Below are 13757 nucleotides of genomic sequence, written 5' to 3'. Positions count from 1 at the left end.
ATATTTAGGTAAAATATTAGGCTTTTTGCTGATGTAGTTTCCACCAGGGAACTGATGGTTTTTGATGGTGTTCTAAATGATAACCAAAAAAATAACAGGTTATAAAAGCGATGAAATGATTTTTTGAGAGCGTTGATGAATGGAACTCGTTATCGTGCTCGCCTTTATGAGGCACATAAGTTCCAAAATAAAACAACTGAAAAGTACTTAGTAGTGATGGAAGCACCCAAAACATCAACAAGTTGGCTTCATTAACCCAAATTTTTAACACATTGTAAGCTATAGCCATAATAACCAACTGTATAATGCTTACGTAATTCATCATAAAACTGAAATACCATTTCCAAAATCCGTGTGGCGCATAATCTGGATCGTGTTCCGTATGTACATGCTTGTGGTGGTCATGGTGTTTTGCCAGCAGGCGATTGTAAAAAAAGCCCGCGTACAAAAATACAGATACATAACCCAATAAATTATTAATTTTTTTATCACCCGAAATGGTTCCATGCATAGCATCATGAGCTGTAATAAACAAGCCTGTGTATAAATGCATCTGGATGAAAACCATTAAATATACTAATGGATTGTACCAGGAAAAATTCCAGTTTAAAAGAAAATACAGTGAGGTAAACCAAAAAACAATTATGGTTAGTGCAACTAAAACACCAATATTTTTATTAACTGTTTTCAATTAAGGTTAAGGTTACTTATTAGGTAAACAGTTTTAGAGAAGATTTGATTTTAAAATCTGCTTAATACTGTTCTAATTCAGCTTTTACATTTTCCATTAGCCACATTGGTGTAGAGGTTGCCCCGCAAATACCAACTTTATCATTACTGGCAAACCAGTTTTTATCAAGTTCTTCTACATTAGAAATGAAGTAAGAGTTTTGGTTAAATTTCTTACAAACATCATACAGCACCTTACCATTTGACGATTTCTTGCCCGAAACAAATATAATTTTATCGTAATGGCTTACAAAATTTTCAAGCTCTTCGTATCGATTAGAAACCTGCCTGCAGATGGTATCGTTTGCTTTAACTTCATAACCGCGGCCTAACAAATCATTTTTGATGCTGTAAAATTTATCTACACTTTTTGTTGTTTGGCTGTAAAGGGTAAATTTAGAAGGCAGCTCTACATTATCTAGCTCTGCTAAATCCTGAAAAACGATTGCTTTCCCATCTGTTTGTCCTTGCAATCCAATAACTTCAGCATGGCCATGTTTTCCAAAAATTAAGATTTGCTCATCATCATCATGTGAATTTTTAATCCGGTTTTGGAGTTTCAAAACTACCGGACAAGAAGCATCTATAAGTGTTAAATTATTATCAAGCGCTAACTGATAAGTAGAAGGTGCTTCGCCATGCGCCCTTATAAGCACTTTTTCATTATTCAGGGTTTTTAAAACCTCATGGTCGATGATTTTTAAGCCCTTTTTTGTTAAACGTTCAACTTCTTCATCATTATGCACAATATCACCCAGGCAATATAAACGCCCTTCGTTTTCTAAAATATCTTCTGCCATTTCAATTGCGTAAACAACGCCAAAGCAGAAACCCGAAGCTTTATCAATAGTGACTTGTAAATTATAACTCATTGTGCTACAAAATTAAGCAAAATATCCTATCATCTTGTTATGTATAAAACAACAAAGAATATCAATTGAGAAATATACATGGTTGTGCCAATAAATTTCTGTTGTTTTAGGCCTAAAGCGTAATAAAACTTGAGCAAAATTACCGAAACAATAAACCAGGCCAGAAAATTTTGAGCCGGTATTATGTTTTTATCCCAATGCCAGTAGTCGAATTTAACGGCAATAGGCTCTAAAAAAAAGTCTAACAAAATTAAACAGAACCCGCCTAAAAGTGATGCCAGTATTCCATTTCTAATTTTAAAACTCCTAATCATTTGTCCGGCGCTAAAAATTAAAATAACCCAGTTTACGCCCATTAATAAAGGCACACTGGCAAGCTTAAAACCCAGCGTGGAACCATAAGCGTAACTACCAAAAATTTTCCCAGTTTTTACGCCTAATACTTCGACTAAATAACCACAAATAAAAACGCCACAAATAAAGAGTAATAATCTTTTCAAGTCGGCGTTGTAAGAAAAAATGATAATGGCAAACATCAGCAATAAATGAAACGGCACAAGCTTCATAAAATATGGCTGCAATAAGGGAATTAAGAATCCTGTTAAACCAACCAAATGAAAAATGATAATAACAGCAACCGCTATTTTCTTTTTTCTTAAATCTGCTTGATTAATCTGCCCTTCCATGTTCCGGTTTTAAATAAATGCTTTTTTATTGATATTAATGATATTAGCAAATAGAACAGCATTTGTAAAGGATGTAAAACTAAATTAAGTAAAACGTTCTGTCCTGATAAAAATGATATCATCAATCTGCTTAAAATAACTAATGTTAAGGGTAATGCAAGTAGTGATAAATCGAAATTCAGAATTAAAACTATTGGCCATGCAATAACCAAAAGTTGGTAAATTAGTAATATTATGATGTTATTACCAAAACCTGCTAGTAAATTTTTACTAAAGCCATTTATGCATTCGCTGAGATTTTTGTACATCCGACAGTAAATTAAGCCATTAGCCAAAAGTGCTTCGGCTTTAAAATCTTTTTGCTTTACCAGTTTCATAATCTCTACATCCTCCACAATTTTATTTTTAACGCTCTCGTGCCAGTTGTTATCCTGGTAATTTGAAGCTTTGAAAAACATACATTGCCCACTTGCAGCAGAAAATGCCGGATTATCAGAAACTCGAACTAATCTTAATGGTAGCAAATTCAATAAAATGAAATGCATCAAAGGCACAGTAAGTTTTTCACCAAAACTTAGCATAATCTGATTAGTAAAAACGCTGAGCAAACTCAATCCACCGTTTTCCATTCGGAAAATTAAGCTATTTATAAAGCCCTTTTTAATTTCTTCATCAGCATCCAAAAACAAAAAGTAATTTCCGCTGGCCTGTTTAGATAGCTGATGGCAGGCATAATTTTTACCAAGCCATCCTTTTGGTAATGCTTCGCCATGATATATACTGAATTTATCGTTCTCCTCGCAAAAAGACGCAACCAGATTATAAGTATTATCACTACTATCATCATCGAGCACTAAAACCTCATAATTTTGATAATCTTGTTCTTTAATGGATTGCAATAAGCCAATTATATTTTCAGCTTCGTTTCTTGCCGGTATTAAAATTGAAACCTTATAATCGTAATGTTTAACCGTGCGGGGAAGTTTTGGGTTAGAAAGAAAATTGAATACAGTAACCGAAAACCTGATAACCAGAAAAATTAATGCTGCGTAAATAAAAACCGTCATTCTTTAATTTGTGTCTGTTTAACAAGCGATGTATTATAATGTTTATTGTAAGCGCTCTTTAAAAGTTGCAAACTTATATATTCTTCAGTATCCCAATTATGGAGATACATAAATACGGATGGTTTTCTACTGGAAAAATAATCGATAAACGTTGCAGCAAAAATGATATTTATCTTTTTATTGCTCGAGTTTATCATCTGCATAACCCCCTTTTCAAAATTTATTTCCTGAGCATGATTAGAATGCAACTTCCCCTGCGGGAACACAAGCACGAGATTATTCGGGTTGCTTAAAAGTTCTCCCGCATAGCTTAAAGTATTTAAAACATCTTTACCTCCGCTAGAGGTTGCAAAGGCACCAAGGTATTTCAGAAAGCTCACTTTATGGTAATTTTCTGCATTTACCAGAACATGAAATTCTTTTTTAAAGACAATTTTATTCAAATAAAAAATAAAAAAACCATCCCACCAGCTAAAATGATTTGCAATAATTAAGATAGAAGAATCTCGTTGAAATGAAACAGAATCGTGTTTAAAAGACGTAAAATCTTTCTTGATTATAAATTTTATGTACCAGGTAAAAAACCTGTAGATTATCGTATTTTTTTTGGGAAGGTACATTTAGGGAAATTGCAAAAAATTGGGCTTAATTGCAAGTAATGCTTTTGTTTTCTGGTAAATAAGAAATGTTAATTTAACTCAAATAAACACGGTCTTCTTCGCCTTCAACATCCATTACCACATCTACATGTTCTTTTAAAATTGTAGCAAGCTCTAAGCCAACAAAATCTGTAGCAATAGGGAAAATTTTATGACTTCTATCTACCAAAACTACTGTGCGTATTTTTTTATGAGGTGTATTTAAGAAAACGCCTAAACCATAAGCCAGTGTTTTACCGCTGTTTAAAACATCGTCAACCAGAATAATTACTTTGTTTTTCCAATTACTTTCGTTTAAATCTGTTTTGGCAATAAGCTTACTGCTTTCTTTTTCTAAATCTATTCTTAATAAAATGATTTTAAGCGACGAAATTTTTTTTAAAACTTTCTCTAACCTTATGGCAAGTTTATATCCCCTATCCCAAATACCGGCCAGCACAATCTCTTTCTCATTCAAGTTATCTTCAAGAATTTGATATGCAATTCTATCTATTTTTTGCTGAATTTGTTTTTTATCAAGAATTAGTACCTGAGATGTTGCCATTTGTATAAAAAGGTTTGATTACAAAAAGAACGATTTTAAGGATGAAATTCAAACTATTTCAAAAATAATTTCTACGAACTGCAACGTTTGCGATTAGTGTACGTCTAATCAATAACCTAAAACATTAAATTTATACTCAAACAATCTTTAACGCAATAAGAAACCATCATGATTTTCAAACCAAGAAACGGAATGAATAATCTTAGAGCCTTAAAAAACCATTAAAACAAATTATAAACAGATGAAAAACTTATTCAAAACATCAGCATTGCTGATATTATTTCTGATTACAAATAATTATGTAAGTGCCCAGGAAAATAAACATGTTGCAATTAAAAACATTAGCAGCGTAACTGTAAGCAGCGGCATCGATTTATATTTAACGCAAGGCAATACCGAAAACCTTGATATTAAATCATCAGAAGATTTACTTAAAAATGTTGTTGTAGAACAGAACGGCGGCAATTTAACCATCAAAGTTAAAGAGGGTTTAAATTGGAGTAGCATGTTTAGAAACCAAAGCATCAAAGCTTATTTAAGTTTTAAAACATTAAATGCTTTAACCGCATCCGGCGGAAGTGATGTTTTCAGTCAAAATCAAATTAAAGCAGATAAAATTGCCATTCGTTCATCAGGCGGTAGTGATGTAAAACTAAACCTTGTTTGTAAAGATATACAAATACAAAGCAGCGGCGGTAGTGACGTAAAATTAACCGGAAAAGCAGAAAATATGGTACTACAAACTAGTGGCGGTAGCGATGTTAATGCATACGATTTCCCGGTGGAATATGCTAAAGTTTCAGCTTCTGGAGGTTCTGATGCAAATATAAATGTAACTAAAGGATTAGAGGCAGGTGCTAGTGGTGGCAGCGATGTGCATTACAAAGGCAGTGCTTCTTTAAAGAAAACATCATCATCAAAAAGTGGCGATGTAACTAAAGTAAATTAGTTAGTTTTAGGTTTAATTTAATTTACTGGTGCTGTTTTGCGGATACAAAACAGCACTTTTTTTATTTATACGGGAAGTAAACAAAATTTGCCCCTTCCGGAACGATTACAAAAACGCACATAAAATCTTCTGGTTTTTTGTAGGCTTTTAAAAATTGCTCTTTTCTTTCTTTATTAATGATGCCCTTTTCTACAAACTCTTCCAGTGTAGAAGCCTGAATAGTCCAATCCGTATTTAATTCCTCTCGGTTTAAAATAATCTCGCCCAGGCTAACTTCATGCTGATGTGCAATAAATATCGGATAAGCAGAAATACCTTCAACCATAATTTCAACCGCAACTTCTTTAATCGCTTCAGAATAAAATTCTAAATCTTTCTCTAAGCTAATTAAAGGGCTTTCAACCTTCTTCGGTGTTCCATCATCTTCAGGTTTCGCACTTAATAATTCTTCTCTATCCATCTTTCTTAATTTTGATTGAATGAATTATTGAATGAGTGATTGGGTTTGATTTACTAAATCTAAAATTCTCTTATTCACTAATTCTATCATTAATTATCTTATCCTTTTAATTTCAATAATACCACATTTTCTACGTGTTGCGTATGCGGAAACATATCAACAGGTTTTATTCTGGCTACATCATATTTATCCTTCAATAGTTCTAAATCTCGGGCTTGCGTAGCAGCATTACAACTTACATACACAATCTTTTCGGCTTCCATTTCTAATAAACGTTGCACAACATCTGTATGCATACCGGCCCTTGGTGGGTCGGTTATCACCACATCAGGTTTGCCATGCGCTGAAATAAAATCTGAAGTAAGAATGTCTTTCATATCACCTGCATAAAAAATGGTATTGTTAATCCCATTTAAGGTTGAATTAAACTTGGCATCTTCTATCGCCGTTGGCACATATTCAACACCAACAACCTGCTTTACATCTTTAGCAATAAAGTTTGCAATTGTACCTGCACCAGTATATAAATCGTACACCAATTCATTACCAGTAAAACCGGCAAACTCTCGGGTAATTTTATACAATTTAAAAGCCTGTTCAGAATTAGTTTGATAGAATGATTTTACACCAATTTTAAATTTGATGCCATCCATTTCTTCAAAAATATGATCGCGACCAGCAAAAACATTTACATCCTGATCAAAAATGGTGTCGTTTTTCTTTTGGTTGATGATATACAACAACGATGTTATTTGAGGGAATTCTGCCTTTAAAAAATTCATTAAACCGTTTACTTGTGCTTCTTCGGGATAAGCAAAAACAACCGCCACCATAACTTCTCCAGTTGTAGATGTTCTGATAATCAAATTACGCATAACACCTTCGTGGTTTCTTAAATCGTAAAACGATAACTCGTTCTTCAGAGCATACTTCCTGACAGCATTTCTAATCTGATTTGATGGCTCATCTTGCAGATAACAGTGCTCAATATCTAATATTTTATCAAAACGCAACGGAACATGAAATCCCAAAGCATTCATATCGAAATCCTCATCCTTATCCACATCAACTTTTTCAAGCCAGCGTTTATTCGAAAAGGTAAATTCTAATTTATTACGGTAATATTTATTTTTAACTGAACCTAGAATCGGTTCTGCTGATGAGGTATCTACTTTACCGAGTCGCTGTAATGCAGCCTCAACATTTTTTTGTTTAAATTTTAACTGAGCATCGTAACCCATGTGTTGCCATTTACAGCCGCCGCATGTTCCAAAATGAGCACAAAATGGTTCGGTACGCAGGTCAGATTGCTCATGCAATTTCTCTATAATAGCCTCGGCAAAGTTTTTTTTCTTTTTGGTTAACCGAACGTCAACCACATCGCCAGGCACAGCTTTATCAACAAAAATCACCAATTCATCGGCTTTGCCAACACCTTTTCCCTCTTCTGCAATATCTATTATTTGTACGTTTGGAATTATAGTTACCGTACCAGGTTTTCTTCTACTCATTATGCCGCAAATATAAGGCTAAAAGCTGAAAGACTAAAGTTGAAAGAACAGGACAGAATGATTACAAATAAATCAGAAAAATAGGATGTATGAATTTATTAGACCGGTGAGTCTAACACAGATTATTAATTGATGAAAAATTATTTGCCAATAAATTTAAGCGCCGAAGCCCAAAAGCCTAACCAATTAAATTGAAGATCAAATTTTTCATCAATAGATACCGAGATTTCTAAAATTTCATTACTCATAACAAAAACGCTCCTATTTTTACAATAATACAAATTTTATACCAAAAACCGAAATGGTATAAATTAATTTTATGTTAAATTAATAGGTGTGTAATGTTGTTTTAAAATCAGGATTTTCGTAACTTAATATATAAATTCACCAAAAGGGAGGTTCACCATGAACGTAATCCGTAAAATTGAACATTGGGGAGATGTTCATCAAACAAAATGGCTTGATTTTTTGAGAATAATTTTAGGCCTTATAATTTTTGGAAAAGGCATTTCATTTATTAGTGATACCAACACATTGCAAAACCTAATAACGCAGAACAATGTTTTTGGCTTTTCTAGCGTTTTAATTAGCGTTGCCATACACGTAGTTGCCTTCGCTCATTTGGTTGGCGGCATACTCATCACTTTAGGATTAGTTACCCGATTTGCAGCAGTAATCCAAATGCCCATTTTACTTTGCGCCGTATTTTTCGTGAATATTTTGCAGGGCTTTTCAATGCTTAATTCTGAGCTTTGGTTATCTGTGATAGTGTTGTTTTTGCTCATTTTATTTTGGGTAATTGGCTCAGGCCCATTATCTGTTGATGAAGGTTTAAAGCACAAAAAGGGCAAGCGTTACGAATAAGGTTTAGGCGTAATTTACAATCCCAACAATCTTTCTAAATGATGATATTGAATGCCAAAATACGCCTTGCTGTCTTTGATTTTTTGAAGGATTTCCTTCTGTGTTTCATTTATCGGACTTCCGACTAAAGACTTTTGATTTTTTTTTATCCCAACAACTAAAACATTTTTGGGTGTATGCGCATCAGAGATAAATTCCAACACCTTAGTTTTATAACCAAAATACTCTAAAATTAACGCTCTAATTCCATCTGTAACCATCTCAGCCTGGCGCTCTAAAAAGATTCCGTATTTGGTTAAAAATGAAACATCATTCTTAACTTTATTTTGCTCAATTTCCCTGCGGATTTGTTTGTGGCAGCAAGGTGCAACAACAATTAATTCGGCATTTGCCTTAATGCCTTTAAAAATCGCATCATCTGTTGCGGTATCGCATGCATGAAGTGCAATTAATAAATTCACATCATTTGCATCAAAATCCTGAATCGAGCCTTCTGCAAATTTCAGTTTTTCAAATGAAGATTCAGAAGCAACGCGATTGCACAAGTCAACCATATCTTTTCGGTATTCTACACCAATTACTTCAGAATCCAGTTTTAAAACTGAATGCAAATAATCGTACAAAGCAAAAGTTAAATATCCTTTACCAGAACCCATATCGGCAACTTTGCTTATTGTACCTTCAGGTAATTCTTTAATTAAAGAACTTAAAATTTCTATATAATGATTTATCTGCCTGAATTTATCTTGTGCATTTTTGTAAACCTTTCCTTCTGTATCCGTAATTTTAAGTGCGTTTAAATAAGCTTTAGAACCAGGTTTGATTAATCTTTCCTTTTCCTTATCGTGGCTTAGTTCAGGTAATTTTTTGTTAGATGATTCAATTGTCCTGAAAACGATTTTTTTATTAATCAATTCCTCTAAAATGTGGTCGTTTTGCGTGGTAATTAAAGTCGCAATTTTGAATCCATTATCCAGATAATCAGAAATCATTTGAATTCCTTCGTCTAGAGCAAAGTTTTTAACGATATCTCGAGTTTTATATCTAAAAGTTAAGGCTAATTTATCATCACGCTTAATAATTACTCTTCTAACCAAAATCTGTTTTAATCCCTCTTCGTTTCCACGATAATTGCCGAGCGAAATTTTAACAAATGTCTGCATTTTCAGGCTTTCGTTAATCTTGATTGCAAACTGTTCGATATATTCTGATACTTCCATCCTCTATAAAAAATACAAAGATAAATAAGTTTGCCAAGCAATGGCTATGTTGGAATGATTGTAACACTCAAAAGACTTTCTAAAATGATAAGCCCGAAATTTATTGAAAATTATTTAACCAGCACTCCGCTAATACGATTTAGCGATAACTATGCAGTTTTTATCTATAACCATTCCAAAAAGAAGATTTGCCGTATAAATACTTTTATTTAAAAAAATTAAGCCTTAGATTAGAAATTCAATTTAATCTATTTCCTATTCATGAGTGACTTTCAAATAAAAAAATCGCCCACTGTTTACGATGCCATAGTTGTTGGTTCGGGTGCTGGCGGTGGGATGGCAGCCTACGTGTTAGCAAATGCCGGGCAAAAGGTTTTAATGCTCGAGGCCGGTCAGTATTTCGACCCCAGAATGGATTCTCACCAATTAAAATGGCCTTGGGAATCTCCACGTAGAGGTGCAGGAACGGTGCGGCCCTTTGGCGATTTTGATGCCTCTTATGGCGGCTGGGAACTTGAAGGAGAACCTTACACTCAAAAAAATAAAACAGAGTTTGAATGGTTTCGCTCACGTATGCTGGGTGGAAGAACAAACCATTGGGGCAGAATATCACTTAGAATGGGTCCGGTAGATTTTAAACCAACAGATGGTTTAACGGATGCATGGCCTATCACTTATGATGATGTGAAACCGTTTTATGATAAGGTTGACCGCATGATTGGAATTTACGGAACGGCAGAAGGCATCGAAAATGAACCCGATGGGATTTTCATGAAACCTCCTAAACCAAGATTAAATGAGCTATTCATAAAAAAAGGAGCTGAAAAAGCAGGTGTTAAAGTAATTACCGGCCGTGGCGCAGTAATGACAGAATCTATAAAAGGCAATAACGACCGTGCCCCTTGTTTTTACTGCGGTCAATGCGGTAGAAGTTGCAAAGTTTATGGAGATTTCTCTGCATCATCCTGCCTGGTAATACCGGCTGTAAAAACCGGTAATTTAACAGTAATTACCGATGCAATGGTTAGAGAAGTGATTACGGATAAAGATGGAAATGCTAAAGGTGTATCTTATGTTAATAGAAAAGACCTGCAAGAATATCAGGTTACCGGTAAACTCGTCATTTTAGGCGCTAGTGCCTGCGAATCTGCACGTATTTTATTAAATTCAAAATCATCAGCGCATCCGGGAGGTTTAGCCAACAGCAGCGGGGTTGTAGGTAAATATTTACACGATTCTACCGGTGCAGGTGTTTATGGTTTCTTACCTCAGTTAATGGATAGAAAACGTTATAATGAAGATGGTTTAGGCAGTGTTCACATTTATTCACCCTGGTGGCTCGATAATAAAAAGCTTGATTTCCCTCGCGGCTATCATATAGAATACGGTGGTGGTTTAGGTATGCCATCTTATGGATTTGGCGGCGGCGTTGCAAAAATGAACGGAATGGTACCAGATAGAAATGGTAACAAGAAAGAGGCTGGCGGTTATGGTAAATCATTAAAAGATGATTATCGCCGCTTTTACGGAACAAGTGTTGGTATGGCTGGTAGAGGAACTGCAATTGCAAGGGCAGATAATTATTGCGAAATAGACCCTGATGTGGTTGACAAATATGGTATTCCGGTATTAAGATTTAATTATAAATGGGCTAAAGAGGAAATTCTGCAAGCAAAACACATGCAAGAAACCTTTTTATCAATTATGAAAGAAATGGGCGCTGTTGTAACTTCAGAAATTCATGGAGCCGATACCAATTATGGCTTGCTAAATCCAGGTAAAATTATCCACGAAGTGGGAACAATTAGAATGGGTGATGATCCTAAAAAATCGGCATTAAATAAATATTGCCAGGCACACGATTGTAAAAATCTCTTTGTTGTTGATGCTGGCCCTTTTGTTCAACAAGGGGATAAAAACGCAACCTGGACTATTTTAGCATTGGCAATGAGGACTGCCGAATACATATTGGCTCAAAAGAAAAAACAAAACATTTAAGCATCATATTATGAACAGACGTGATTCACTAAAAGCATTAGGTTTAACAGCGATAAGTACGAGTGTTATAATTGATGCTTGTAAACAACCAGAAAGTAAAACAGAAGTTGCCCCTGCTACCGATGAAAAAGCTAGCGAGGCTGGGCGGGAACAATGGGAAATCGACAGAGATAAAAATCTTAACTCTGAAACTTTCTTTACTAAACATGAAATGGCAACCATTACAATTCTTGCCGATATCATTATCCCTAAAGATGATGTTTCCGGAAGTGCATCGGATGCTAAAGTGCCAGAATTTATAGAATTTATTGTTAAGGATATTCCTGAACATAAAGTTCCTATGCGAGGCGGTTTAAAATGGTTAGATATTTATTGCTTCAATAAATTCCAAAAATCATTTGCAGAAGCTACAGAAAAAGAAAGAATATCTGTTGTAGATGAAATTGCTTACCCAAAAAAGGCTAGGCCAGAAATGCTGCCTGGAGTTAAATTTTTCAATAGAATGAGAGATTTAACAGCTTCAGGTTTTTACACTACCGAAATGGGTGTAAAAGATATTGGTTACGTTGGGAATAGCCCTAACCAATGGGCAGGAGTTCCAGATGACGTGTTAAAGCAATACGGCATGCAAAACGTTAAAATATAATAAGCATAATTTACCGAAGCGTTCTTCAGCGCTTCGGTTTTTAGTTTTTGTTAGATGCTTTCTTATCCAATTTTTTATATTTTTTAAATCGCTTTGCGATAGAATACTGCCCCTTACTGGTTTGAGCTGTTACAATCAAATTAAAATCAAAATCCAATATATCCCCTTGGTTTAAAGTTATGTTTGATGCATAAACATCTGCAAGCATAGAACTTCCTTTAACATTAATTTGAATGCTTCCTCCATTATTTTTCAACCACTTACTTGATTCCTTTATGCCGAGATAAAGCCCTAATGAGTCATTTCCAATCCAAACAGTGGGTTCAATATTTTCCCAACTAGCCTGATTCCATCTAACAGTATCTGGTCTCATGTAGCTATCCTGCCCCAATCCTTTTAAATACCTGGCTACAGATTTTTCAAATGGAATATGAAAATTTACAGCAGCCAAATGGATATTATTTGTTGGTAGCAGACTAATTCTATATTTTATTAAGCCACTTGAGAGCATTTTACCATATACATTCATTTTTAAATTTGCCGATGTGCTCGTTGCTTTCCACACAATTGAATCCCTATTTTGTGAAACAACATCAAGGTTCAATACGGTCATTTTCTCCTGAGCCTTAGCAGATGTATAAAAATGAAAATGCATGGGTTCGTATAAAAGATGCTGAGGCTGGTCATTCCTTCCATCATTTTCGATGTTAGATTGCTTTGGAAGCCCATCAGCATTTAACTCAAATCTTATATTATTCAAAGAAATTACCTTGTCCTCTAATGATAACTGGCGAGATGGAATACCTTGTGCAAAGGTTTTTGAGGTATATAATAGCAAGCTGATGATAAAAGCTAATGTTCGCATTTTTTAATAATTAATTTGAAGTTGAATATAAACAAAAAAAGTCCTGCTCGTTAGAACAGGACTTTTTAAGATTTTAAAGTGAATTAAATTATTCTCCTTTAGGCTCTTCAGTAGCAGGAGCTTCTTCAGTAGTAGCTTCTGGTGCAACTTCTTCAGTAGTTTCAGCTTTAGCTTCTTTTGCTTTTGGAGCAGCTGTTGCTTTACTTCTACCACGACGAGTTGTTTTCTTTTCTTCTTTAGCCTCTACGTCTTTACCGTAAACTTCGTTGAAATCAACTAATTCGATTAAAGCCATTTCTGCATTATCACCTAAACGATTGTTTAATTTAATAATACGAGTATAACCACCCGGACGGTTAGCAACTTTCTCAGCAACTTCGCGGAATAAAATAGTTACAACTTCTTTATCTTGTAAGTAAGCAAATACTGTACGACGTGAGTGAGTAGTATCATTTTTTGATTTAGTGATAATTGGCTCAACATAAGTACGTAAAGATTTAGCTTTAGCTAAAGTTGTAGTAATTCTTTTGTGCTTAATAAGTGAAGTAGCCATGTTAGCTAACATCGCTTTTCTGTGGCTGTCGGTTCTGCCTAAGTGATTAACTTTTTTACCGTGTCTCATTGTTCTTTAATTAAGTGTATACCGTCTCTATCTCAGAGGGAATTATACACTGTGAAATAATAATT

15 protein-coding genes are annotated in these 13757 nt (G+C 34.5%); 4 read left to right on the top strand and 11 right to left on the bottom strand.

Annotated features, from left to right (window positions below):
• Nucleotides 1–16 precede the first annotated feature (16 nt).
• The 6 genes from LUA86_RS03585 to LUA86_RS03560 form a co-directional block, all read right to left on the bottom strand.
• A complete protein-coding gene (locus tag LUA86_RS03585; protein ID WP_231459196.1) occupies nt 17–691 on the bottom strand; it encodes a fatty acid desaturase in 675 nt (224 codons plus the stop codon).
• A gap of 61 nt (nt 692–752) precedes the next feature.
• Complete coding sequence (locus LUA86_RS03580; protein ID WP_231459195.1) at nt 753–1601, bottom strand: 4-hydroxy-3-methylbut-2-enyl diphosphate reductase; 849 nt, start codon at nt 1599–1601, stop codon at nt 753–755.
• Between the two features lie 29 nt (nt 1602–1630).
• Entirely contained in the window at nt 1631–2287 is a 657-nt protein-coding gene (locus LUA86_RS03575) for a carotenoid biosynthesis protein (RefSeq protein ID WP_231459194.1), read from the bottom strand.
• Nucleotides 2257–3354: a glycosyltransferase family 2 protein gene (locus LUA86_RS03570; protein ID WP_231459193.1), complete on the bottom strand. Its 1098-nt coding sequence runs from the start codon at nt 3352–3354 to the stop codon at nt 2257–2259. The genes LUA86_RS03575 and LUA86_RS03570 overlap by 31 nt, the downstream gene beginning before the upstream one ends.
• Nucleotides 3351–3974, bottom strand: coding sequence for a 1-acyl-sn-glycerol-3-phosphate acyltransferase (locus LUA86_RS03565; RefSeq protein ID WP_231459192.1), 624 nt, complete (start codon nt 3972–3974; stop codon nt 3351–3353). Before LUA86_RS03565 ends, LUA86_RS03570 begins: the two co-directional genes overlap by 4 nt.
• Before the next feature lie 73 nt (nt 3975–4047).
• A complete protein-coding gene (locus LUA86_RS03560; RefSeq protein ID WP_231459191.1) occupies nt 4048–4557 on the bottom strand; it encodes a phosphoribosyltransferase family protein in 510 nt (169 codons plus the stop codon).
• Nucleotides 4558–4798: 241 nt separating this feature from the next.
• Here LUA86_RS03560 and LUA86_RS03555 point away from each other — a divergent pair, with 241 nt between their 5' ends.
• Complete coding sequence (locus tag LUA86_RS03555; protein ID WP_231459190.1) at nt 4799–5506, top strand: head GIN domain-containing protein; 708 nt, start codon at nt 4799–4801, stop codon at nt 5504–5506.
• Nucleotides 5507–5567: 61 nt separating this feature from the next.
• On the opposite strand, the gene LUA86_RS03550 is transcribed toward LUA86_RS03555, so the two are convergent.
• Complete coding sequence (locus tag LUA86_RS03550; protein ID WP_231459189.1) at nt 5568–5966, bottom strand: hypothetical protein; 399 nt, start codon at nt 5964–5966, stop codon at nt 5568–5570.
• 98 nt (nt 5967–6064) lie between these two features.
• Nucleotides 6065–7477 carry a 23S rRNA (uracil(1939)-C(5))-methyltransferase RlmD gene (gene rlmD / locus LUA86_RS03545; RefSeq protein WP_231459188.1) on the bottom strand — a complete coding sequence of 471 codons (1413 nt, stop codon included), beginning with the start codon at nt 7475–7477 and terminating at the stop codon, nt 6065–6067.
• Nucleotides 7478–7882: 405 nt separating this feature from the next.
• On the opposite strand from rlmD, the gene LUA86_RS03540 reads away from it, so the two are divergent.
• Complete coding sequence (locus LUA86_RS03540; RefSeq protein WP_231459187.1) at nt 7883–8341, top strand: DoxX family protein; 459 nt, start codon at nt 7883–7885, stop codon at nt 8339–8341.
• A gap of 14 nt (nt 8342–8355) precedes the next feature.
• Here LUA86_RS03540 and LUA86_RS03535 read toward each other — a convergent pair whose 3' ends face one another.
• Complete coding sequence (locus LUA86_RS03535; RefSeq protein WP_231459186.1) at nt 8356–9561, bottom strand: SAM-dependent methyltransferase; 1206 nt, start codon at nt 9559–9561, stop codon at nt 8356–8358.
• Nucleotides 9562–9822: 261 nt separating this feature from the next.
• On the opposite strand from LUA86_RS03535, the gene LUA86_RS03530 reads away from it, so the two are divergent.
• Both LUA86_RS03530 and LUA86_RS03525 read left to right on the top strand, forming a co-directional pair.
• On the top strand, nt 9823–11559 hold the full coding sequence (locus LUA86_RS03530) for a GMC family oxidoreductase (RefSeq protein WP_231459185.1): 1737 nt from the start codon (nt 9823–9825) through the stop codon (nt 11557–11559).
• 10 nt (nt 11560–11569) lie between these two features.
• Entirely contained in the window at nt 11570–12205 is a 636-nt protein-coding gene (locus LUA86_RS03525) for a gluconate 2-dehydrogenase subunit 3 family protein (RefSeq protein ID WP_231459184.1), read from the top strand.
• A 40-nt stretch (nt 12206–12245) separates the two neighbouring features.
• Here the strand turns inward: LUA86_RS03525 and LUA86_RS03520 are convergent, their stop codons facing one another.
• Together LUA86_RS03520 and rplQ are read right to left on the bottom strand one after the other, a co-directional pair.
• The gene (locus tag LUA86_RS03520) at nt 12246–13070 is read right to left on the bottom strand and encodes a glycoside hydrolase domain-containing protein (protein WP_231459183.1); all 825 of its coding nucleotides are present in this window, start codon (nt 13068–13070) and stop codon (nt 12246–12248) included.
• A gap of 88 nt (nt 13071–13158) precedes the next feature.
• Nucleotides 13159–13692, bottom strand: a complete 534-nt coding sequence (rplQ, locus tag LUA86_RS03515; RefSeq protein WP_231459182.1) for a 50S ribosomal protein L17 — start codon at nt 13690–13692, stop codon at nt 13159–13161.
• Between the last annotated feature and the right edge of the window lie 65 nt (nt 13693–13757).

Source organism: Pedobacter sp. Leaf132 (assembly GCF_920984695.1).
Taxonomy (GTDB): Bacteria; Bacteroidota; Bacteroidia; order Sphingobacteriales; family Sphingobacteriaceae; genus Pedobacter.
Note: the sequence above shows the minus strand (reverse complement) of the source record. Positions and strands in the feature narration are given on the sequence as shown.